Below are 21,461 nucleotides of genomic sequence, written 5' to 3' on the forward strand. Positions count from 1 at the left end.
AACGTAATCGTCAGAGATTAACCTGAGTCGGACCACCATTATTGCCACGATCGTTCGTGTCTGGCGTGGAAGACTCAATACCGCTTTGCACAGGTTTCGTCGGCGGCGGCGCCGTTTTATCCGCTGGCGGGAAGTAAAGCGGTCCCTTCAGTCCACAGCCCGTCAGACTAAACAGCGTGATGAGAACGGCAAGCGTTCGGAAAACGTTTTTCATTATAAAGTTGCCCGTAAGTTCAAATCTGTTTCTATCATCGCAGGAGAAGACACAAAAGCAAGAGTTTGCCGCTTTCCTGCAACGGGAATTATTTAGCGTTATACTGCCGGCATCACGAAAAACAGGAACAAAACCATGAACGACAGTGAATTCCATCGCCTTGCAGACACCTTATGGATGACCATCGAAGAGCGGCTTGACGACTGGGACGGCGACAGCGATATCGATTGTGAGATCAACGGCGGCATTCTGACCCTGAGCTTCGAAAACGGCAGCAAAATTATTATTAACCGCCAGGAGCCGCTTCACCAGGTCTGGCTGGCCGCCAAACAGGGTGGCTACCATTTCGATCTGAAAGAGGGCGAATGGGTGTGTGACCGTAGCGGCGAAACGTTCTGGGATCTGCTGGAACAGGCGGCGACCGCGCAGGCAGGCGAAGACGTGCGTTTTCGTTGAGTCTGTTTTGCCCGGTGGTGCGCTGCATACCGGGCAAAAACTGTCAGGAGAAATACTGCTGCAACAGCGGGGTAGTGTCCTGGCTGGCGGGAACCGCTGGCGTAACGGCCTGCGTACGGAACGGAATCACCTGCGAACGTCCGTCTACATTCACAATCTGGTAGAACTGTGGCAGGTTAAAGTTGATGAAGCTGGAGCCGTAGGTAAAGCGGTCATGTGAGGACGAATAGAAGCGGCTGACGTCGCGCACCAGTTCCTCTTTACTGCCTTCACAGTGGTGATAAACCTCAGCGCGGTTCGTCTCATCCAGGATGTAGATGTTGAAACCGGCGTCGTCACCCGACTCTTCAAAGAAGAACTGAATAATCCCTTCGCTCGCAAAGCCATCCACGACCTGTGGCAGTTTCACGTGGTTGGTTTCCACCTGCACTGACAGGCCATGCAGCTTGTTGTGCGAAATGGCGCCGTAGAACTCGATGGCGTTTTCCAGCTTCTGTACTGAAACATTCAGGCGCTCGAAGAACAGGCCCCAGGTCTGTCCGGAGACGCGCAGCGCTTTAAAGCGACCGGTTTCCTGACGGGTACTGGAGAGGCGCAGTTCGATGCACTCTGAAACCAGCTGCTGCACGCGGGTACGGATCAGACCGCGCAGATGCTGGCTATAGCAGAACACCTCAACGCTGTCCGGCGGTGCAGCGTCCTGATGCATCTTGCCAAGAATCGTTTTCAGCGCTTCGATCATCGCCTGCTCGCCGTTGAAGTGCAGAGTACGCACTTCGTTCCACGAGTTGCGGTACAGCAGGTCTACGCTGCCCACCAGGCAGTTTTGCTGCTCGCCAAAGCTAAAGACATCCAGCTTGCGGAAATCAAAATGGACCACCTGATTGCGGAAGGCCGCTGTCGGGTCATATTCCAGGTTGACGATAATCGCCAGATGGCGAATTTCACACGGGCTGTAAAGCGCTTTTGGCGTCGGCGCCGGCAGACGCAGCGGGAAGTGGTGGGAGACATCCGCCACCATCTCCTGCAGTTTGGCTAAATCGACAACCTCGTTGCCTTTGATAAACAGCCGGGTACGCGAGGTCAGCAGGCCGTTGAACCAGGCCCAGGCCACCAGCTTGTTCAGGTAGCGGTTATATTCCAGCGGCTGATGGCTGATGATCGAGTCCATGCTTGGCGCACGGTTGTACAGGTACCACCCGGTGCGGTTTGCGCGGCCCGGCGGCACATAGATAAAGGTCAGGTTCGGTTCTGACAGGTCCGGTGAAATCTGCGGGTTAACCAGCGTGACTTTACCCGGCAATGCTTCAAACGCCGCGTACAGTTTACGCGTCAACACCCCGATATCCTGCGGGCTGGCGGAAACGCTGAGATTGTTACGACGCGCAAAGCGGATAAGGTTGCGGTAGCTTTGCATCATGGCATCGAGCAGTTCGTTGTGCGCTTCACGTACCTGATCGATTTTCCAGTTGGCGCGGTTATCAAGCATCGACAGACGTTCTTCGTCCCATCCCCACTCTTTAACCAACTGACTGACCACTTCACGACGCCAGCCCACGCATGCGCGTTCGCGGCTGAGTTTTTCACAGACTTTGAGATAGAAACATCGACGCACCAGATCGAGACGCGTGGTGTCATCAATGGCTTTCAGGTATTCGGTGACGCGTTCAAGCATCATGCAGTAAGCATCCAGCCCGTAGGAGACAATTTCTCCGTCGTGCAGACGCTGTTTGATATCTTTCGCCAGCAAACGCGGCGTGGGGTATTCCCAGGAATAGGCTTCCAGCAGCAGGGTTTTCAGCACGGCCTTATACGGCGAATCAATGCTTTTATAGAGCTGCCAGAGGCTCGCGCCAAAGTACTCTTCGGCGGAAAGCGAACTGAGGCCACCCAGATCCAGCCATTCATTTGGTGTCAGCACACCCTGGGAGTACAACGACATTACGTAATCGTCGTAATGCTCTTCTTCGTCGCACGGCACCATATTCCACAGAATACGCTTACCGGCCAGGCGTACGGCAGTACGGTAAAACTCGTCCAGCAGTAAGATGTGCTGGGTTGAGCCGCAGTCTTCACCACCCAGACTGCCACTTTCGTTATGACGGAAACGGTTTTCATCAATCAGGAAGAAACTGACTTCTACGCCAAGCGACGCGGCCCAGCTTTCCAGCAGGCTGCACTTTCGCTGCAGCAGCTGACGCTCGTCGTTATCGAGCCAGGACTGATGACAGACCCAGATGTCCAGGTCCGAAGAACAGCTTTGCCCAACCGAGGAGGTACTGCCCATGGTGTAAACGCCAGTAATCGGCAGTTCACCTTTCGGTGATTCCTGCGGCGGCATGCCACGGTAGAGTTCAAGTTCGGTCAGGTAGTGTTGTTGGGTTTCATCAGGCGTGAAAAGACAGATGCCTCTGGGAACGTTACCGTCAAGGTAGCCAGGCATCAGCGGATGGTGATAGTGCAATAATGTCGGCAGAAGACTGTATACCTGCTGGAAAGCAGGGCCCATAGCAGCAAGCGCGCGATCGACACGCAGTTGGTTTATGGCATCCAGTCTCTGTTTCAGAGTCTCAATATAGAGGTACAAGACGTATCGCCTGATGTTTCCGGGTGTCGCACGCTATTCAAAACAGAAATAACAGCGGACCCGCAGTATTACAAAAAGAGAACCGTTACCTTTTTTCGCCCTTATCATTATGGTGGTACCGACGAAAAAATGGTCTAAAACGTGATCAATTTAACACCTTGCCGGTTGACCGTAAAGAAAGATGCGCTACATACAGTGTAGCACCGTTCTGTACGTGTAAATTCCTTAATACGGCTGTGGCTGACGAGAACCCCGCCCTGTCCCTCTCTTCTTCATCACCGTAAAACTGCCATCCCAGAGTCAACAATGTTAGGATGGTTAGCGATTGATAATGACGGTAACAAGCATGTTAGACAATGTTTTGAGAATTGCCACACGCCAAAGCCCTCTTGCGCTCTGGCAGGCACATTATGTTAAGCAGCGCCTTGAAGCCTGCCACAGTGGATTGTGCGTCGAGCTGGTGCCGATGGTCACGCGCGGTGACGTGATCCTTGATACGCCACTGGCTAAAGTGGGCGGCAAGGGCCTGTTTGTCAAAGAACTGGAACTGGCATTGCTTGAGAACCGCGCCGATATCGCCGTACATTCGATGAAAGATGTGCCCGTCGAGTTCCCGGAAGGGCTGGGGCTGGTGACCATTTGCGAGCGTGAAGATCCGCGCGATGCGTTTGTCTCCAATCACTATGATTCGCTCGATGCGTTGCCAGAAGGCAGCGTGGTTGGCACGTCCAGTTTACGTCGTCAGTGCCAGCTTGCAGAACGTCGTCCGGACCTGATCATTCGTTCGCTGCGCGGTAACGTTGGTACGCGTCTGAGCAAGCTGGATAACGGCGATTACGATGCCATTATCCTCGCGGTTGCGGGTCTGAAGCGCCTGGGGCTGACGTCGCGCATTCGCGTCGCGTTGCCGCCTGAGCTGTCGCTGCCGGCTGTGGGTCAGGGGGCCGTCGGCATTGAATGCCGTCTGGATGATGAGCGTACCCGCACGCTGCTTGCCCCGCTGAACCATGATGAGACCGCTATCCGCGTTAACGCCGAGCGCGCCATGAACACCCGCCTCGAAGGAGGGTGTCAGGTGCCGATTGGCAGCTATGCTGAATTAATTAACGGTGAACTGTGGCTGCGAGCGCTGGTTGGCGCACCGGACGGTTCACAGATGGTCCGCGGCGAACGTCGTGGTAAAGCGCAAGATGCCGAACAGCTTGGCGTGTCGCTGGCAGAAGAGCTGCTGGATAACGGCGCCCGCGAGATCCTGGCTGAGGTTTATAATGGAGAGCCCCCTGCATGAGTATTCTTGTCACCCGCCCTTCTCCCGCAGGAGAGCAATTAGTGAGCCGTCTGCGCGCACTGGGGCAGGTGGCCTGGAGTTTTCCGCTCATTGAATTCTCCCCCGGTCGGGAGCTGTCCGCGCTTGCCGACCATATGAATACCCTCCAGCAGGGCGACTTGCTGTTTGCGCTGTCGCAACATGCGGTGGAATTTGCCCAGGCACAGCTGCAACAGCAGGGTCTTAACTGGCCAACCGCTCCTCACTATTTTGCGATTGGTCGTACAACGGCACTGGCGTTGCATACCGTAAGCGGAACAGACGTTCGTTACCCGTTAGATCGGGAAATCAGCGAAGTCTTGCTACAATTACCTGAATTACAAACTATTGCCGGAAAGCGTGCACTCATTTTACGCGGTAACGGCGGGCGCGAACTGTTGGGTGAAACGCTGCGGGAACGCGGGGCTGAGGTCACGTTCTGCGAATGCTATCAGCGTTGTGCAAAACATTACGATGGTGCGGAAGAGGCGATGCGCTGGCATATGCGCGGCATTACGACCCTGGTGGTGACCAGCGGTGAAATGCTGCAGCAGCTCTGGTCTCTGGTGCCCCTTTGGTATCGTGAAAACTGGTTACTCCACTGCCGGCTTCTGGTCGTCAGTGAGCGTCTGGCGAACCAGGCCCGGGAACTGGGCTGGCAAGATATTCGGATCGCTGATAACGCTGACAACGATGCGCTGCTGCGCGCATTACAATAACTCTCATAATGGGAAGCCATAATGACGGAACACGATAAATCCTCCGCCGTGGTTGAAGAGACCAGGGAGACTGTGGACATCACGCCGCAGTCAGAAACGACTGAGAAAACCGTTGAGAAGAAGAACGGCAGCAATAAAACCAGCCTCGCGCTGAGCGCGATAGCCATCGCCATTGCGCTGGCCGCAGGCGTTGGCCTCTATGGCCTGGTGAAACAGCAAGGTTCCAGCCAGACGGCGACCAACGACACGCTGGTCAATCAGCTTACCGCCCTGCAAAAAGCGCAGGAGACGCAGAAAACTGAACTGGAAACGGTGATTAAACAGCAGTCCGCGGCGCTCGCTGAGGCGAACAGCAAACAGGAAGAGCTGACCAAACAGCTGGACGACGTGCAGCAGAAAGTCGCCACGATTTCCGGTACCGATGCCAAAACCTGGCTGCTCTCGCAGGCCGATTTCCTGGTGAAGCTGGCCGGACGTAAGCTCTGGAGCGATCAGGACGTCACCACCGCCGCCGCGCTGCTGAAAAGCGCTGATGCGAGCCTGGCAGACATGAACGATCCGAGCCTCATTACCGCGCGTCGTGCCATTACCGAAGATATCGCCAGCCTCTCTGCCGTTTCGCAGGTGGACTACGATGGCATCATCCTGAAGGTCAATCAGCTTTCAAACCAGATTGATAACCTGCAGCTGGCGGATAACAACGACGATGACTCCCCGATGGATTCTGACGGCACCGAGCTTTCCAGCTCCCTGAGCGAATGGCGCGTGAACCTGCAAAAAAGCTGGCAGAACTTTATGGATAGCTTCATTACTATCCGCCGCCGCGACGAAACCGCCGTTCCGCTGTTAGCGCCGAATCAGGACATTTATCTGCGCGAAAACATTCGCTCCCGCCTGCTGGTGGCGGCTCAGGCCGTGCCGCGTCATCAGGAAGAAACCTACAAACAGGCGCTTGATAACGTCTCGACATGGGTACGTGCTTACTACAATACCGATGATGCCACGACCACGGCTTTCCTCGATGACATTGATAAACTGAGCCAGCAGAACATCACCATGAACGTGCCGGACAAGCTGGAAAGCCAGCCGATTCTGGAGAAACTGATGCAGACGCGCGTGCGCAACCTGCTGGCGCAGCCGGGCGTTCCGGCAGAACCTCACGCCCAGGCCCCTGCCGCCGCGCCAGCGCCTGAAAGCGCGCCACAAGGAGAGTAATGATGCTTAAAGTACTCTTACTCTTCATCCTGCTGATCGCCGGGATCGTGCTGGGGCCGATGCTTGCCGGTCATCAGGGTTACGTCCTGATCCAGACCGATAACTACAACATCGAAACCAGCGTAACGGGTCTGGTTATCATCCTGATCCTCGGTGTGGTGGTGCTCCTTGCGGTGGAGTGGATCCTGCGCCGAATTTTCCGTACCGGTGCGCATACGCGTGGCTGGTTCGTTGGCCGTAAACGCCGCCGCGCCCGTAAGCAGACTGAGCAGGCACTGCTTAAGCTGGCCGAGGGTGACTATCAGCAGGTTGAAAAGCTGATGTCGAAAAATGCTGACCATGCCGAACAGCCGGTGGTGAACTATCTGCTGGCCGCCGAGGCAGCGCAACAGCGGGGTGACGAAGCCCGCGCCAACCAGCACCTGGAACGCGCGTCAGAACTTTCTCCGAAAGACCCGATTCCCGTTGAGATCACCCGCGTTCGCCTGCAGCTGGCCCGCAACGAAAACCACGCCGCGCGTCACGGTATCGACCGTCTGCTGGAAGTCTCGCCACGCCACCCGGAAGTGCTGCGTCTTGCCGAGCAGGCCTATATTCGCACCGGTGCCTGGGGTTCACTGCTGGATATCATTCCGTCGATGGCCAAAGCCGACGTCGGTGATGATGAGCATCGTGATGAACTTCAGCGTCTGGCATGGATTGGCCTGATGGATCAGGCACGTGCCGATCTCGGCAGCGATGGCCTGAAAACCTGGTGGAAGAATCAGAGCCGGAAAACGCGTCAGCAGGTTCCGTTGCAGGTTGCGATGGCAGAACATCTGATTGAATGTGACGATCATGACACGGCGCAGGAGATCCTCCTCGACGGACTGAAGCGACAGTATGACGATCGCCTGGTTATGGTGATCCCGCGTCTGAAAACCAATAACCCTGAGCAAATTGAAAAAATGCTGCGTCAGCAGATTAAAGCCGTCGGCGACCGTCCACTGCTGTGGAGTACGCTGGGCCAGTCGCTGATGAAGCACGGTGAATGGCAGGAAGCGAGTCTCGCCTTCCGTGCAGCGCTGAAACAGCGCCCGGACGCGTTTGACTACGCGTGGCTCGCCGATTCGCTGGACAAGCAGCACAAGCCGGAAGAGGCTGCTGCCATGCGCCGCGATGGGCTGTTATTAACGCTGCAAAATAATGGCAGCCAGCAATAAATAACAAGGAGGCCAGACGGCCTCCTTTTTTTATTCCCCTTCGCCTGCTACATTCTTTACCACATCATCTAAAACGAACCCGCCAATGTAACGACGTCTTTTCATTAACTTTTTTCCCTACACGCGACGAGTGCCGCGTGGACTGAATCGTTTTTGAAAGGAAATCGTCATGAACTCCCTTTTGTACGCGCTTATTGAAGCGCTGCGCTGCCACCGCTGGCTGCGCCTGCTGGCCTGTGCCTTTATCTTTACATCACTGGGAAATGGCGTCACCCAGGTGGTGGTCTTCGGCTTACTGTTAGCATGGTCCGCCCCGCCCGCGCTGCTTACCCTCGCCTTTCTTTTCGCCACGCTACCTGGCTTTATCGGCAGCCTCATCAGTGAAAAGCTGTGCGCGCACTATTCTCCGATATCCCTGTTGATACTCACCGAGGGGCTTGGCTTACTGGCCCTGCTCTTTCCCCTGCTCGGCGTGCACTATCACAGTATCCCTGCGTTACTGGCCGTGCAGTCCACCGAAGCACTGCTCAACGGGATGAGCTGGCCTGCGCTGACGCTGCTCTTTAAACGCGGACTCAGAGAAGCAGAACTCCCTGCCGCAACCTGCCTCGAGAATGTGATTTTTGCCGCTCAGGTTTTGTTAGGCACCGGGCTGGGGATGGTACTTTTCCAGAAGATCGCCATCCTCGCCTTGCTGGCCATTGATGCCACCAGCTTTCTCGGATCGCTGTTCATGCTCTGGCTGGCGGGTCGTGTATATTTAGCGCCCACACTGGCAGTCCCCGCTGAAGAGAAAGCGCCTGCGGCTTTACGCTGGCAGATGTTGACCATCCGGCAGAAACGCAGTTTGCTGATTTTGCCTGCGCTGGCCGCCGTCGGTTCACCGGCCATGGCGCTTCTTCCGGCAATGGCACAGCAGATCCATCCTCAGGATGCGGCCAGCATTGCTTTGCCACTGCTTTTTGCAAGAAACATGGGGCAACTTTGCGGTCCCCTCCTGCTAAAAAGAGACAGCCTGACGCGTTTTGCAGCACGCACGCCACGGATTTTACTGTGTCTTGGCATCTTCCTTGCCGCGTATGGGATGCTCCCGCTGTTGTCCGGGTGGATGGCATGCGCGCTGGGGATGATATTTGTCGCACACCTGGCCTCAAATGTTCTCTTTGCGGCCGGCACGTTTGCCGTACTCAGCAGTTTTCAAACCACACACATGGCTTCGGCCAGCAGTAAAGCCTGGCGCTGGCAAACGCTCAGTGCCTCGCTTTTCACCGGTATTGCCGCGATGGCGGCGGCAGGGTTTGGCTCCATACAGGCGCTTTACAGCGTTTCGTCAGCCGCTCTGATTCTGGTCGCCCTGATCATGTACGTTTACCGGGAATAAGGCATAAAAAAACGCCTGCTATAAAAGCAGGCGTTAAAACAGGTCTGTAAGACAACATATTTGGTGCTTCACTCAACGTTATGCCCATGGTGTCTGATGAGGCCGAAGCGACATCTGTCAGTGGACGATAAGCACCGTAAATGGCTCTGCGTCATTCCTGAGTTTATGAGGCACTAAGGCGAACATAAGAGATGGAATGAGCATCTACACGTATATTATTGCACGTAACGTGCCAACTTGACACGCAGAACTTTTACATCGCGCAACATTTTAAGATAAAAGGAAATTATGTTGTTGAGCGGTATCTTAGACCCTACAACCTGCTGATAAACACGACGAAATGTCGTCTGGAGGAGACACGAAAGCCGCCAAATTATTATATCTTTTACTTTCAATGTGTTATGTGTCGCTGAATCGCGACAAGGAAGCCGGCTGTTGTCGTGGAATCACTACAGAGGAAAGAAAGGCGCAGAAAACAAAAAACCCCGCCGAAGCGGGGTTCAAAATTGGTCGGCGAGAGAGGATTCGAACCTCCGACCCACTGGTCCCAAACCAGTTGCGCTACCAAGCTGCGCTACTCGCCGATGTACTGCTTTTTGAATTTTTAGTTCAATTCATTAAAAAGTCGTGGTGCGAGGGGGGGGACTTGAACCCCCACGTCCGTAAGAACACTAACACCTGAAGCTAGCGCGTCTACCAATTCCGCCACCTTCGCAATTCACAACTCTTTCAATAATGGGGTGGCTAATGGGATTCGAACCCACGACAACTGGAATCACAATCCAGGGCTCTACCAACTGAGCTATAGCCACCACTGTATTCTTTCACGCGGTACTGACTACTTCTCAGACCACCGCAGCTCTAGCGCCGGGACTAAAATGGCGCGCCCGACAGGATTCGAACCTGAGACCTCTGCCTCCGGAGGGCAGCGCTCTATCCAGCTGAGCTACGGGCGCTTAGCGCCGTTGCGGGGCTGGATATTACGTACCTCCGACCCCGCTGTCTAGTGCTTTTTTGAAAAAAATGCGCGTTTGGTTATGGTTTGCACATTTTGCCGCTTATTCCTCCACTTTCTGCGAGGTAGCGCGGCGGCCCAGACCAAAAAGCTTATACGCCGCGGTCACCGCCGCCAGGAAGATCATCCCGACAAACAGCGACATGCGCGTATCTTCATTAAAGTACATTCCGATTAATACGCAAACCAGGAACGCCATCGTCAAATAGTTGGCATACGGGAACATAATAGAACGGAACGGATGGCTGGCGATGGCCTTTTTATGTGCCTGACGGAAACGCAGCTGGCTAATCAGGATAACAAACCAGGGCACCATGCCTGGCAGCACGCTGGCGCTGTAGACATACACGAACACGCGCTGCGGATTCGGGATGATGTAGTTCAGGCAGGAGCCAATCAGCAGGATCACAATCGACACCGCCACACCCGCAACCGGTACGCCCGCACGCGAAACTTTCGCCATTGCCGCTGGCAGCTGATTGTTTCTGGACAGCGCGTAGAGCATACGTCCGCAGCTGTACATCCCGCTGTTGCAGCCTGACAACGCCGCCGTCAGAACCACAAAGTTAATGATGCCTGCTGCTGCCGTGATGCCAATCTTCGCGAAGGTCAAGACAAACGGGCTACCGGTCGTGCCAATTTCATTCCACGGGAAGATGGTTACGATAACGAAGATCGCCCCCACATAGAAAATCAGGATACGCCACAGCACCTTGCCTACGGCGCTTCGCAGCGTAACCTGCGGGTTTTTCGCTTCACCCGCGGTAATACCGATAAGCTCGACCCCCTGATAAGAGGCCACAACGATACACAGTGCCGTCAGGAAGCCCTTCCAGCCGCCCGCAAAGAAGCCGCCATTTTCGGTCAGGTTACCAAAGCCAATGGCGTGCCCGCCGTTACCAAAGCCGAAGAAGATAACGCCCAGCCCGACCACAATCATCACGATGATGGTGGTGACTTTGATCATCGCAAACCAGAATTCGATTTCACCATAAAGACGAACGGCAGCAAGGTTTGCCAGTGCCACCAGCCCCACGGCAATCAGCGCCGGTATCCACTGGACCATGTCCGGGAACCAGAACTGCACGTAGACCCCTATCGCCGTGATTTCAGAGATGCCGACCGCCATCCACATAAACCAGTATGACCAGGCCGTCAGGTAGCCAAAGAACGGGCTCATATATCGGTGCGCGTAAACGGCGAAGGAACCCGTGACGGGCTCCATGAAGAGCATTTCGCCCATCGAACGCATGATGAAGAAAACGAACAATCCCGCAATGATATAAGCCAGCAAGACCGAAGGTCCTGCCCATTTGAGCGTGCTTGCGGAGCCCATAAACAGGCCCACGCCGATAGTGCCGCCCAGCGCTATCAGTTCAATATGACGAGCCTCCAGCCCACGCTGTAGCTCCGGTTTTTTCTCTGCCATAGATCCTCGATTGTGTTTGCTGTTTCCCGACTTAAGGCCGGGTATTGTTTTTTAGGGGTACTAAAATACGGGGCGAATGGTTTCTTAAAATGCGGCAAATGGCAAACGATGCATAAAAAAAATGAATGCATTGCACAGATTCGCAGCAGTTTTGCAGGGGAGTTGCAGCGCGAACAGCATATCGCGCTACATTTTGATTACATTTTCCCGGTGTAGTGCCAGGTAAGGTAGCGAAGCAGACGGATCTGTCGTGTAATCCGCGTCGGCTGAGATAGCAGGCGATACAGCCACTCCAGCCCCAGGTTTTGCCAGACTTTGGGCGCGCGCTTAACGTGGCCGGTAAAGACGTCATACGTTCCGCCGACGCCCATATAAAGGGCATCCGGACACACCTGACGGCAGTCACGCATCAGGATCTCCTGGCGTGGGGAGCCCATCGCCACGGTGATGATTTTCGCGCCACTGTCGCGAACGCGTTCAAACAGCGCCTGCCGGGCCTCTGGTTTGAAGTAGCCATCCTGGCTGCCCACGATGTTAACATTCCATTGACTGCGCAATTTCGCTTCGGTCTGCGCCAGCACCTCCGGCTTACCGCCAATCAGGAATACCGGCGTGCCTTCCGCCCCTGCGCGTGCCATCAGTTGCTCCCAGAGATCGGCCCCTGCCACGCGAGATACATTAGCGCCAGGATACTTTTTGCGGATTGAACGCACCACGCTGATACCGTCGGCATATTTAAATTCAGCCGCTTCTATCAGGCTTCTCACTTCGGCGTTGTCTTCCACCGCCAGCATCTTTTCCGCATTGATGGCGACCAGCGTACCGGATTTCATCTGACCACCAGCGAACAGAAAATCCAGCGCGTGTTGCATATCGCGCCAGCCAATAAGCTGCAGACCGCGCAGCGTATAGCGCGGTGCAGAAGTTTTATCCGTCATGACTTTCCCTACTCACACTTGCGACAGCGTTGTGCTGCCCTGCGGCTCGCGCTTATGCACAAGCCCTGCACTGTCAAACAGCCAGTACAACAGTTTGGCCAGTAACAGGCAGATGCCAAAAACGACCATGAAGAAAACCACGCGCGACACGAATGAATCCAGCCCTTCACGCGCCAGAACGATCATATTGAAAATGGCACCAAAGCAGAAACTGTGCAAAATAGCCGCCTTATAGCGGTTTGTTTCTTCGTTGCCGCGCACGTAGAGCCAGTCAAACCACTTGATGATCAGCCCCACCACCACCGCCCCCGGCAGGATAAACCAGCTTCCCCCCATCACCACCAGCGAGCCAATCAACGTAGGTGAGATCGCAAGGCCTGAGTGGTTGTTCAGCACTTCCCAGGTAAAATAGTTTGCCGTGTTGAGTACGACGCCGGGGCGGTCTGGCCACAGCCAGGTTGGGATAAAGACATAAAAGTCGCGCACAATAGGCGCAAGGCCCTGGAAATCGATTTTGTCGTAGTTTTGCAGCAACAACGCCAGGTTTTCCCACGGCGAGAAGGTGTCGCGCGTGAGATAGAGGAACGTGTAAAACGCCTCGTCACCGGCTACGTTGAGCCCGTAGCGCTTCAGGGCAAGCCAGAACATACCAACAATGCCAAACACCCCAGCAGCCACCAGCATCCATAAAGAGATCCACCCGCGGATGATGCCGATAAACAGGAAGATTGCGAAAGCGATGATGATATTTGCACGCGTCCCTCCCACAATCATGTAGGTCAGGAAACCGAAGGCGACGGTACTCACCAGGAAAAACAGCCAGGCTTTGCTGTCCTGACGCAGGAAAAAGATCACCAGCATCGCCGGAATGAAGAAGTAGAAGAAGCGCTTAAGCGCCACGCCCGACACTTCGGCAGAAAAAATCTGGCTGTAGGACTGGAGCTTGAACAGCAGAAAACCATTGTGCATGAAGAAGATACCCACGCTTACCAGCGCGATCGTCATCAGCATCACCCACGTCAGGTGCGTCTCCACCCGGTTCATGGTGAAGAGCGCCCGGCGCGGCGCGGTGGATTGCGCTGAACGCAGGCGCGTTTTATAGGTGGCGTAATAGACGGCGTAGAAGCAGGTCGCTGCCAGGATCGCCTGAAGCAGGATCTCGGGCGGGGCAACGCTCACGTCAAACCGGAAGACCAGAATGCTGGTCAGCGGGAATCCGAAAAAGAAGGTCAGAAGAAACAGTAACGAGAAGAAGACGTTAAAGTTGAAACGCACCCGACGAAACTCGAACCAGGTGAGCGTGGCGATGAATAAAGTGCTCAGAAGCCAAACGATCAGTAAGCCGCTGAATTGCAACTGGCTCATGCTTTGTCTCCTGCAGCGATACGCAGCGCGCGGTGCCACGGCGTGAGGTAGTTCGGGCTAAAGAAGTCGATGGCACTTTTGTCCACCAGCGCCAGTTGTCTCTGCGCTTCGCGGACCACCTCTTCGTTAAGCACATCGGAAGTAAACAGCACCGGCAGATGCTGCTCCGCCATGTCCTGCCAGAATGGGTTTTCGCGATTGAGTACGCAGGGCACACCCGCCTGAATCAGCAGACACAGCGTGCCAATTCCTTGCTGACGCGCAAAGATGAAATAGCCCAGATCGCACCGACGCAGCAGCGCAAGATACTCATCAAATTCCAGCTTATCGTGGAGAATGTGCACATTCGCGGCGCTAAATAACGCGAGTGCCTGCTGGCGGACCTCATTGATATAGGCATCGTTATTGGCCGGATACCCCATCGGCACAATCACATTGACGGTGTCGCCAAACTGCTGATGTACCGCCCTTAGCGCGGCAAGATGTTCATTGCTGCGATCGCCTGAGTTACCCACCAGAATCGTCAGTTTACCCTCGCGCAGCGTATCATTCGCCATGTTGTTCAGCGCCGGGTTCATTCGGGTCGGGAAATAGAGTAGCTCACCGCGTACGTCAGGGTGGCGTTTAGCAAAATAATTGAGATCGCCACGGGTCGCGAAAACGCATCCCACACGCCCCTGCGCCATGCGCCGCAACGGGTAGAAAAGACGGAATTTCCAGCCGCTGGAGACTTCGTAGAGATCGGCTCCCCAGATATGCCAGCTGCACTGCGAAGGTTTGATCCCCCCGCTCAGGAGCGCCAGCCACAGGCCGGTATTAAACTGCCCATGGAAAAAGAAACGTTGCTCACGATCCGCTTTGGCTTTGGCAACAACCGCCTTCGCCAGCGCAGCCTTGTCCGGCCAGAAAGAGAGAGTCAGCGCCGGACACGCCACGCTCAGGCCATTATCCTGACCGGCAACCATAAACTCACGAGCGTCGGGATCCCCCGATGCCAGTTCATCATTGAAGAACCGTAACACGGTCTGGTTATGGTGTGGGATATCCGATCCCAGTATGTGAATCAGTGCAGTCATGCGCGTTTACGCCAAAGTAAAAATACGCCGCAACAGGCAGCGAAATAAACGATATAGGTTGCCATATAGGCCTGAGCCGCCCCCAGCGCACCGTGTGACGGGATCAACCAGTGTGAGAATGCGGTCAGTAATGCAAACTGGCTGATTTCCGCCAGGATATACAACCGTAGCGAGGCTTTCGCAATCACCAGATAACCAAAAACGTAAGCCCCCACTTTCAGTACGTCGCCCACCAGTTGCCAGGCAAACAGATCGCGCATGGCGGTAAACTTCGCGGAGAAGAGCAGCCAGATGGCGACATCGCGCAATAGCCATACGGTTAAACTGGCTGCCGCAACGGCGGGAAGGACAAACCGCAGTGAGCGGGAAATTTCGCGCGTGATATCCTGCCTGGAGGTCAGGCGCGATAAGGTTGGCAGCAAATAGACGCTAAAGGAAGCCGTTATAAATTGGAGGTAGGCATCGGAAATACTGCTCACCCCTTGCCAAATCCCAACTTCGTCCCAGCTGTAATGCGCCGCCAGCAGGTTTCGCATCATCACATAGGCGACGGGGAGCGTGACGGAGGTGATGAGCGCCATCAGGGTAAATTTTCCCAGCTGGCTTGCCAGCACCTTATCCCATTGAGGTTTCAGGTAACTCAACGGAATGGTGCCCCGACGCATTAGCATGAACGCCGCCGGAACGACCACTAATGCCGGTACCAGCGCCAGCCCCAGCAACGCGCCTTCATAGCCGCCCAGCCGATAACAAAAATAGTAGGCAATCACGCCGATGACGCTGCCGAGGATTAACGCCAGTGCGTTCCCGGCCGCATCACGAAAGCCTTTCATCAGCGCCAGCAGCAGGTTAGCCCAGGCAATGCCCAGCTGAACCAGCGCGACCAGACGAACCAGCCCCTGATAATGGGTGTGACCAAATAACCCCTGGCTTATGGGTGCCGCTGCCAGCAGGAAAATAACCGCCATCAGGGTCGAAAAGCCGGTGACCATCGCCGAGGATGTACCGACAACACGGCGAAGCTGGGCCGCATCATCATGGTACTGCGCAACGTATTTCGTGACGCCGTTGAAAATCCCTGCGCCGGCCAGTACCCCAAGGACGGTCACAAGCTGACGGAAATTGCCTGCCAGCCCGACGCCTGAAGGGCCGAATGAGACGGCCAGCAGCTTGACGACCAGTAGCCCGGCGCCAATTTTGACAAGTGTGGACGCGGCGGTCCACACCGATGCTTTTGCCAGAGACATATCAGCCGAAATAACTCAGAAGGGTGTTAATCACCGTACGCTGGTTAACATGCGCGAGGTTGTAGAACAGTGGCAAACGAAGCAAACGCTCACTTTCTTTCGTGGTGTAGCGATCTTCACCCGCGAATACCCCAAATGCCTCTCCTGCCGGGCTGGAATGCAGCGGGATATAGTGGAACACCGCCAGAATTTCGGCTTCTTTTAGCCAGGCAATCAACTTGCTGCGATCGTCGTTATCGCGCAGTTTGATATAGAACATATGGGCATTATGGACGCAATCAGCCGGAAGGGTCGGCAGCTCAATTCGCCCGGCTTGTGCCAGCGGTTGCAGCGCGTCGTAATAAGTTTGCCACAGGGACAGGCGCTGAAGATTAATGCGGTCCGCTGCCTCCAGTTGCGCCCACAGGTATGCCGCCTGCAGATCGGCCATCAGATAGCTTGAGCCAATATCGCGCCAGGTATATTTGTCTACCTGCCCCCGGAAGAACTGGCTGCGGTTGGTGCCTTTTTCACGGATCACTTCCGCGCGCTCGACCAGCGCACGGTCGTTAATCAGCGTCGCACCACCTTCGCCACCGGCGGTATAGTTTTTGGTTTCGTGGAAGCTAAAGCAGCCGATATGGCCGATCGTTCCCAGCGCTCGCCCTTTATAGGTCGACATCACGCCCTGAGCGGCATCTTCAACCACGAACAGGTCATGTTTTTTGGCGATCGCCATGATGGTGTCCATCTCACACGCCACACCCGCGTAGTGAACCGGCACAATCGCGCGCGTTTTGTCCGTGATTGCCGCTTCAATCAGCGTCTCATCAATGTTCATGGTATCCGGGCGAATATCCACAAAGACGATTTTCGCACCACGCAGGACAAAGGCATTCGCCGTAGAAACGAAGGTATAGCTCGGCATGATCACTTCATCGCCCGGCTGGATATCCAGCAGCAACGCCGCCATTTCCAGCGATGCGGTACAGGACGGGGTCAGCAGGACTTTAGCGCTGTGAAACCGCTGCTCCATCCACTGCTGGCAGCGACGGGTAAAACCACCGTCACCACAGAGTTTGCCGCTGCCCATAGCAGACTGCATATAGTCGAGTTCAGTGCCCACGACGGGTGGTGCGTTAAATGGAATCATCTTGTCACCTGTATAACCAGTAAGCGGTGGCGTCGATGTTGGCACCACTCGCGATATAACGTTTAAGCGCGGCGGTGTTGCCCATCTGGGTTGCCACCCGCAGAGTCAAAAGCTGTTGCTGCTGCGCCCAGTGAAGCGCCGCCTGCATGAGTTTTTCGCCCATGCCGCGCCCGGCTAATAAACCAATACGCCCCTCGTTCGCGTTGAGCTTACGAAGCGAGACAAATCCCTCAATCTGGCCGTCTGCAGTGCGAAACACCAGGCACACATGGTCAAAGGTGCCTTTTACCGCGTTCTCTACCCACTGGGCGTAGAAACGCCCACTGTCGTCCGGTGCATACCACGGTGCGCGAAAACGGCTCCGGGCAAACGCCTGCGCCGCCATCTGACGCAGCGCGGGGATATCCTGCTCCGTTGCCACTTCCGCACCGGGCGAATCATGGCAGACGAGCGTAATGGACAGATCAACCTCGCCTTCGACCAGCTGAAAACCTTGTTGCTGGAGCGCATCGAGCAGGTCGGCACGGTCTGCGGGGATCCTGGCCTGCACCCGCGGCCAGGCGGTGAAGTCGGCGTCAGTCAGAACCGGCGCATCGTCGCGCAGGCGCACGATGGCTGATGGCAGACCAAAAAAGGCACTCTCCCACTCAAGGGACTCGAGAACCCCCTTCAGGTGGCTCAACGCCAGACACCTTTCGTATCAACCACGTACTGTTGGCGTACGGCATCACCGGACGTCGCTTTAAATTCTTTATGATCCACCAGCAGCACCAGCACATCCGCCGTCGCCAGCGCCTCATCCAGCGCGGTCAACGTACAGTGGCCCGCCAGTTTTGCCGGCAGTTCATGAATATTGGGTTCAACCACCAGCGTTTCGCCGGTGTGCCAGCCAGCGATCATCTCTGCAATCTCCATCGCCGGGCTTTCGCGTAAGTCGTCAATATTCGGTTTGAATGCCAGACCAAAGCAGGCAATTTTCAACTCACTGGCGCGTTTTCCGCTCTCAGCCAGACAGTCCGCTACGGTGGCTTTCACCTGACTGAGCACCCAGTGTGGCTTGCTGTCATTCACTTCACGCGCGGTGCGGATCAGGCGGGCCTGCGCCGGGTTTTGCGCCACAATAAACCACGGGTCGACAGCGATACAGTGACCGCCCACGCCCGGGCCAGGCTGGAGGATATTCACGCGCGGATGGCGATTCGCCAGGCTAATCAACTCCCAGACGTTAATCCCCTGATCGGCGCAAATCAGCGACAGTTCATTCGCGAAGGCGATATTCACGTCCCGGAAACTGTTTTCCGTGAGCTTGCACATTTCGGCGGTGCGGGAGTTGGTCACCACACATTCGCCTTCAAGGAAAATCTTGTAAAGCGCGCTGGCGCGTGCAGAACAGGCTGGCGTCATGCCGCCGATCACGCGATCGTTTTTAATCAGCTCTACCATCACCTGACCTGGCAGTACGCGCTCAGGACAGTAAGCAATATTGATATCAGCTTGCTCGCCCGCCTGCTGCGGGAAGCGTAAGTCAGGTCGGGCTTGCGCCAGCCACTGCGCCATCTGTTCGGTAGCACCGACGGGCGAAGTGGACTCCAGGATCACCAGAGCCCCTTTTTTCAGGACCGGTGCAATCGATTTTGCCGCCGCTTCGACGTAAGCCATGTCGGGCTCATGGTCGCCTTTAAAGGGGGTTGGCACCGCAATAAGATATGCATCCGCCTCGACCGGCGTCGTGCTGGCACGCAGGAATCCGCCATCAACCGCCTCTTTCACCACGCGGTCGAGATCGGGCTCCACGATATGAATTTCGCCACGGTTAATGGTTTCCACCGCACGCGCGTTGATATCCACGCCCACAACCTGTTTTTGACGGGAGGCAAACGCTGCCGCTGTGGGCAAGCCAATGTAGCCAAGACCAATGACAGAGATGGTAGTAAAACTCATAGCGATACCCGATTGTGTTTAAGTGCATGCAAAATACGGCCACAAGCCTGCCCATCACCATACGGGTTATGGGCCCGGCTCATCGCCTGATACTCTTCGTCGTCGTGCAGCAGGCGCGTCACCTCTTCGACGATCAGCTGTGTATTGGTGCCGACCAGACGTACCGTGCCCGCTTTCACCGCTTCCGGGCGTTCAGTCGTTTCACGCATGACCAGCACAGGCTTGCCGAGAGACGGCGCCTCTTCCTGAATACCACCGGAATCGGTCAGGATCAGCCAGGCGTGGTTCATCAGCCAGACAAACGGCAAATAGTCCTGCGGTTCAATCAGCAGGACGTTTTCTATATGCCCAAGGATACGGTTGACCGGCTCGCTGACGTTAGGATTAAGGTGCACCGGGTAGACAATCTGCACATCCTGATTCTGCGCGGCGATTTCCGCCAGGGCATGACAGATTTGCTCAAAGCCGCGTCCAAAGCTCTCGCGACGGTGGCCGGTGACCAGAATGGTTTTTTTGCCATTGTTCAGGAAGGGGTAGCGTGCGGCGAGTTCTTTCTGAAGATCGTTGTTTGACAGCACGCGGTCACGAACCCAAATCAGGGCATCAATCACCGTATTCCCGGTGACAAAGATTTTGTTGTCGGCAATATTTTCACGCAGCAGGTTCTGTCGTGAATTTTCGGTGGGCGCAAAATGGTACATCGCCAGATGGCCGGTGAGTGTGCGGTTGGCCTCTTCGGGCCACGGCGAATAAAGGTTGCCGGTACGCAGACCCGCCTCAACATGGCCGACAGGAATTCGCTGGTAAAACGCAGCCAGGCTGGTTGCCACCGTGGTGGTGGTATCGCCATGCACCAGAACCACGTCAGGTTTGAAGGACTCCAGAATCGGCTTGAGCTCTTGCAGAATACGGCAGGTTATCTCTGTTAACCCCTGCCCCGGTTTCATAATATTGAGATCGTAATCCGGGACGATAGAAAAGAGAGTTAAGACCTGATCGAGCATCTCACGGTGTTGGGCAGTGACGCACACTTTCGCTTCAATATCAGGATCACTGGCCAGCGCATGAACCAGAGGTGCCATCTTAATGGCCTCCGGCCTGGTGCCAAATACGGTAAGTACTTTCACATCGATTCTCTTCGATTAAACGATGAAGGCCGCAGCCTTCATCGTAGACGGCGTTCTTAGTTAGTGCGACGACGCGTTAACGCCACGCCTGCGCCAGTCAGTGCACCCACAATCCCCCACATGATCATCAGGAATGCGCGGCGCGGACTATCGCGTTTTACAGGTTCTTCAGGCGTTCGCAAATAACGATAGGTCTGAAAACGCGGGTCCATTGTTGGACCGACATTCAGGGTGTTCAGCATCGCGCGGTTTTGATCGTAGTCGAGGTCAAAATCAGGGCCAACGGCCTGGAGGTTTTCCAGTCGAGCCTGCAGCATTGGGCGCCCGAGAAGGAACATTTCTGAATCAGGCAGTTCATCTGCCGGCACGTCCGTCTCGGTGCGGGAAATATTGTGCTGTTCGGCAATTTTCAGCGCCTGCTCAATATTGTGTACACGGCGGGCGAAGATGGCTTTAGCCACCTCTTCCTGACGTTTAACCTGCGCTTTCATCTGGATAGTACGGGCAGCCCAGGCACCTTTCAGCTCTTCATTAAGGTGGCTTGCCGCACGCTGGCTGGCAAAGGCAACGTACTGGCGCAACAGGTTATTGGCATCCGGCGCGGTTTCGGCAATCAGCTTGACGCTGTCGTTGACGTTACGCAGCGCATCTCCCGGCATAAACTGAATGTTGTTAATCATGTCATCCAGCAGCGCGGCATCGGCTTTACTGTTGCCCACCATCCGTTGCTTGTAATAATCCGTCTGGCTCCAGAAATCACGGCGCGTATCCCAGGAAGCCAGCTGCATCACAAACTCTTTATAGGCCTCATCCATGACGGAAGCCTGATCTGGGGTGGCCAGATTGGCTTTGATATCCAGGTTACGCAGGAACTGCTGCTGGGAATAGAACCCCCCGAGCATATTAACCGTTGGTTTATCAGTGATTGCCGTAGCGCTCCACTCTTGTTTTGCAAAGAAGGTGTAGGCCAGCGCTAACAATGCAAACCCCAGCGCGATCCCCGCAATCCAAAGTTTGCCTGCCCACAACACGCGAAACAAACCCCGAATATCCAGCTCATTCTCAGTTACCACTGATTTCGCTCCCGCCAACGGTTGAGTCATCATAGTCC

18 protein-coding genes and 4 tRNA genes are annotated in these 21,461 nt (G+C 55.4%); 6 read left to right on the top strand and 16 right to left on the bottom strand.

The window, feature by feature from the left end:
• Positions 1-10: 10 nt before the first annotated feature.
• Positions 11-214: an LPS translocon maturation chaperone LptM gene (lptM, locus tag ACN9MQ_RS21860; RefSeq protein WP_025202779.1), complete on the bottom strand. Its 204-nt coding sequence runs from the start codon at positions 212-214 to the stop codon at positions 11-13.
• Between the two features lie 135 nt (positions 215-349).
• Between lptM and cyaY the strand changes: the two genes are divergently transcribed.
• Positions 350-670, top strand: coding sequence for an iron donor protein CyaY (gene cyaY / locus ACN9MQ_RS21865; RefSeq protein ID WP_014172137.1), 321 nt, complete (start codon positions 350-352; stop codon positions 668-670).
• Between the two features lie 43 nt (positions 671-713).
• On the opposite strand, the gene cyaA is transcribed toward cyaY, so the two are convergent.
• Positions 714-3,257, bottom strand: coding sequence for a class I adenylate cyclase (gene cyaA, locus ACN9MQ_RS21870; protein WP_014172138.1), 2,544 nt, complete (start codon positions 3,255-3,257; stop codon positions 714-716).
• A gap of 346 nt (positions 3,258-3,603) precedes the next feature.
• Between cyaA and hemC the strand changes: the two genes are divergently transcribed.
• The 5 genes from hemC to ACN9MQ_RS21895 all read left to right on the top strand — a co-directional run bounded on the left by hemC (position 3,604) and on the right by ACN9MQ_RS21895 (position 9,080).
• Positions 3,604-4,545 carry a hydroxymethylbilane synthase gene (gene hemC / locus ACN9MQ_RS21875; RefSeq protein WP_032680091.1) on the top strand — a complete coding sequence of 314 codons (942 nt, stop codon included), beginning with the start codon at positions 3,604-3,606 and terminating at the stop codon, positions 4,543-4,545.
• Positions 4,542-5,282, top strand: coding sequence for a uroporphyrinogen-III synthase (gene hemD / locus ACN9MQ_RS21880; RefSeq protein ID WP_014172140.1), 741 nt, complete (start codon positions 4,542-4,544; stop codon positions 5,280-5,282). Before hemC ends, hemD begins: the two co-directional genes overlap by 4 nt.
• Positions 5,283-5,303: 21 nt before the next feature.
• Positions 5,304-6,497, top strand: coding sequence for a uroporphyrinogen-III C-methyltransferase (gene hemX / locus ACN9MQ_RS21885; protein ID WP_014172141.1), 1,194 nt, complete (start codon positions 5,304-5,306; stop codon positions 6,495-6,497).
• A gap of 2 nt (positions 6,498-6,499) precedes the next feature.
• On the top strand, positions 6,500-7,699 hold the full coding sequence (gene hemY, locus ACN9MQ_RS21890; protein WP_032680089.1) for a protoheme IX biogenesis protein HemY: 1,200 nt from the start codon (positions 6,500-6,502) through the stop codon (positions 7,697-7,699).
• A gap of 169 nt (positions 7,700-7,868) precedes the next feature.
• Entirely contained in the window at positions 7,869-9,080 is a 1,212-nt protein-coding gene (locus tag ACN9MQ_RS21895; protein WP_079231580.1) for an MFS transporter, read from the top strand.
• Positions 9,081-9,587: 507 nt separating this feature from the next.
• On the opposite strand, the gene ACN9MQ_RS21900 is transcribed toward ACN9MQ_RS21895, so the two are convergent.
• The 14 genes from ACN9MQ_RS21900 to wzzE all read right to left on the bottom strand — a co-directional run bounded on the left by ACN9MQ_RS21900 (position 9,588) and on the right by wzzE (position 21,453).
• A tRNA-Pro gene (locus ACN9MQ_RS21900) sits at positions 9,588-9,664 on the bottom strand.
• A gap of 44 nt (positions 9,665-9,708) precedes the next feature.
• Positions 9,709-9,795 (bottom strand) — tRNA-Leu (locus ACN9MQ_RS21905).
• A gap of 21 nt (positions 9,796-9,816) precedes the next feature.
• Positions 9,817-9,892, bottom strand: a tRNA-His gene (locus ACN9MQ_RS21910).
• A gap of 67 nt (positions 9,893-9,959) precedes the next feature.
• Positions 9,960-10,036: transfer RNA gene (locus ACN9MQ_RS21915), tRNA-Arg, on the bottom strand.
• 102 nt (positions 10,037-10,138) lie between these two features.
• Positions 10,139-11,524, bottom strand: coding sequence for a bifunctional threonine/serine APC transporter ThrP (gene thrP, locus ACN9MQ_RS21920; protein WP_047954813.1), 1,386 nt, complete (start codon positions 11,522-11,524; stop codon positions 10,139-10,141).
• 197 nt (positions 11,525-11,721) lie between these two features.
• Entirely contained in the window at positions 11,722-12,462 is a 741-nt protein-coding gene (wecG, locus tag ACN9MQ_RS21925) for a lipopolysaccharide N-acetylmannosaminouronosyltransferase (RefSeq protein ID WP_020882887.1), read from the bottom strand.
• 12 nt (positions 12,463-12,474) lie between these two features.
• A complete protein-coding gene (wzyE, locus tag ACN9MQ_RS21930; RefSeq protein WP_020882888.1) occupies positions 12,475-13,827 on the bottom strand; it encodes an ECA oligosaccharide polymerase in 1,353 nt (450 codons plus the stop codon).
• Positions 13,824-14,903: a TDP-N-acetylfucosamine:lipid II N-acetylfucosaminyltransferase gene (locus tag ACN9MQ_RS21935; protein WP_063215706.1), complete on the bottom strand. Its 1,080-nt coding sequence runs from the start codon at positions 14,901-14,903 to the stop codon at positions 13,824-13,826. Before ACN9MQ_RS21935 ends, wzyE begins: the two co-directional genes overlap by 4 nt.
• On the bottom strand, positions 14,900-16,150 hold the full coding sequence (gene wzxE, locus ACN9MQ_RS21940) for a lipid III flippase WzxE (protein WP_078775115.1): 1,251 nt from the start codon (positions 16,148-16,150) through the stop codon (positions 14,900-14,902). The genes ACN9MQ_RS21935 and wzxE overlap by 4 nt, the downstream gene beginning before the upstream one ends.
• Position 16,151: 1 nt before the next feature.
• The gene (gene rffA / locus ACN9MQ_RS21945; protein ID WP_426021631.1) at positions 16,152-17,282 is read right to left on the bottom strand and encodes a dTDP-4-amino-4,6-dideoxygalactose transaminase; all 1,131 of its coding nucleotides are present in this window, start codon (positions 17,280-17,282) and stop codon (positions 16,152-16,154) included.
• Between the two features lie 4 nt (positions 17,283-17,286).
• Complete coding sequence (gene rffC, locus ACN9MQ_RS21950) at positions 17,287-17,964, bottom strand: dTDP-4-amino-4,6-dideoxy-D-galactose acyltransferase (RefSeq protein WP_040019197.1); 678 nt, start codon at positions 17,962-17,964, stop codon at positions 17,287-17,289.
• The gene (wecC, locus tag ACN9MQ_RS21955) at positions 17,961-19,223 is read right to left on the bottom strand and encodes a UDP-N-acetyl-D-mannosamine dehydrogenase (RefSeq protein WP_153853098.1); all 1,263 of its coding nucleotides are present in this window, start codon (positions 19,221-19,223) and stop codon (positions 17,961-17,963) included. Before wecC ends, rffC begins: the two co-directional genes overlap by 4 nt.
• The gene (wecB, locus tag ACN9MQ_RS21960; RefSeq protein WP_032679224.1) at positions 19,220-20,350 is read right to left on the bottom strand and encodes a non-hydrolyzing UDP-N-acetylglucosamine 2-epimerase; all 1,131 of its coding nucleotides are present in this window, start codon (positions 20,348-20,350) and stop codon (positions 19,220-19,222) included. Before wecB ends, wecC begins: the two co-directional genes overlap by 4 nt.
• Positions 20,351-20,406: 56 nt before the next feature.
• The gene (gene wzzE / locus ACN9MQ_RS21965; RefSeq protein WP_020882894.1) at positions 20,407-21,453 is read right to left on the bottom strand and encodes an ECA polysaccharide chain length modulation protein; all 1,047 of its coding nucleotides are present in this window, start codon (positions 21,451-21,453) and stop codon (positions 20,407-20,409) included.
• Positions 21,454-21,461: the final 8 nt, after the last annotated feature.

It is taken from the genome of Enterobacter sp. R-25 (assembly GCF_049913205.1).
GTDB classification, from domain to species: Bacteria; Pseudomonadota; Gammaproteobacteria; order Enterobacterales; family Enterobacteriaceae; genus Enterobacter; species Enterobacter ludwigii.

Bases quoted from the DNA above. Each gene is read 5' to 3' on its own strand.
- lptM (WP_025202779.1), bottom strand. From the start codon at position 214: ATGAAAAACGTTTTCCGAACGCTTGCCGTTCTCATCACGCTGTTTAGT.
- cyaY (WP_014172137.1), top strand. From the start codon at position 350: ATGAACGACAGTGAATTCCATCGCCTTGCAGACACCTTATGGATGACC.
- hemC (WP_032680091.1), top strand. From the start codon at position 3,604: ATGTTAGACAATGTTTTGAGAATTGCCACACGCCAAAGCCCTCTTGCG.
- hemD (WP_014172140.1), top strand. From the start codon at position 4,542: ATGAGTATTCTTGTCACCCGCCCTTCTCCCGCAGGAGAGCAATTAGTG.
- hemX (WP_014172141.1), top strand. From the start codon at position 5,304: ATGACGGAACACGATAAATCCTCCGCCGTGGTTGAAGAGACCAGGGAG.
- hemY (WP_032680089.1), top strand. From the start codon at position 6,500: ATGCTTAAAGTACTCTTACTCTTCATCCTGCTGATCGCCGGGATCGTG.
- ACN9MQ_RS21895 (WP_079231580.1), top strand. From the start codon at position 7,869: ATGAACTCCCTTTTGTACGCGCTTATTGAAGCGCTGCGCTGCCACCGC.
- thrP (WP_047954813.1), bottom strand. From the start codon at position 11,524: ATGGCAGAGAAAAAACCGGAGCTACAGCGTGGGCTGGAGGCTCGTCAT.
- wecG (WP_020882887.1), bottom strand. From the start codon at position 12,462: ATGACGGATAAAACTTCTGCACCGCGCTATACGCTGCGCGGTCTGCAG.
- wzyE (WP_020882888.1), bottom strand. From the start codon at position 13,827: ATGAGCCAGTTGCAATTCAGCGGCTTACTGATCGTTTGGCTTCTGAGC.
- ACN9MQ_RS21935 (WP_063215706.1), bottom strand. From the start codon at position 14,903: ATGACTGCACTGATTCACATACTGGGATCGGATATCCCACACCATAAC.
- wzxE (WP_078775115.1), bottom strand. From the start codon at position 16,150: ATGTCTCTGGCAAAAGCATCGGTGTGGACCGCCGCGTCCACACTTGTC.
- rffA (WP_426021631.1), bottom strand. From the start codon at position 17,282: ATGATTCCATTTAACGCACCACCCGTCGTGGGCACTGAACTCGACTAT.
- wecC (WP_153853098.1), bottom strand. From the start codon at position 19,223: ATGAGTTTTACTACCATCTCTGTCATTGGTCTTGGCTACATTGGCTTG.
- wzzE (WP_020882894.1), bottom strand. From the start codon at position 21,453: ATGACTCAACCGTTGGCGGGAGCGAAATCAGTGGTAACTGAGAATGAG.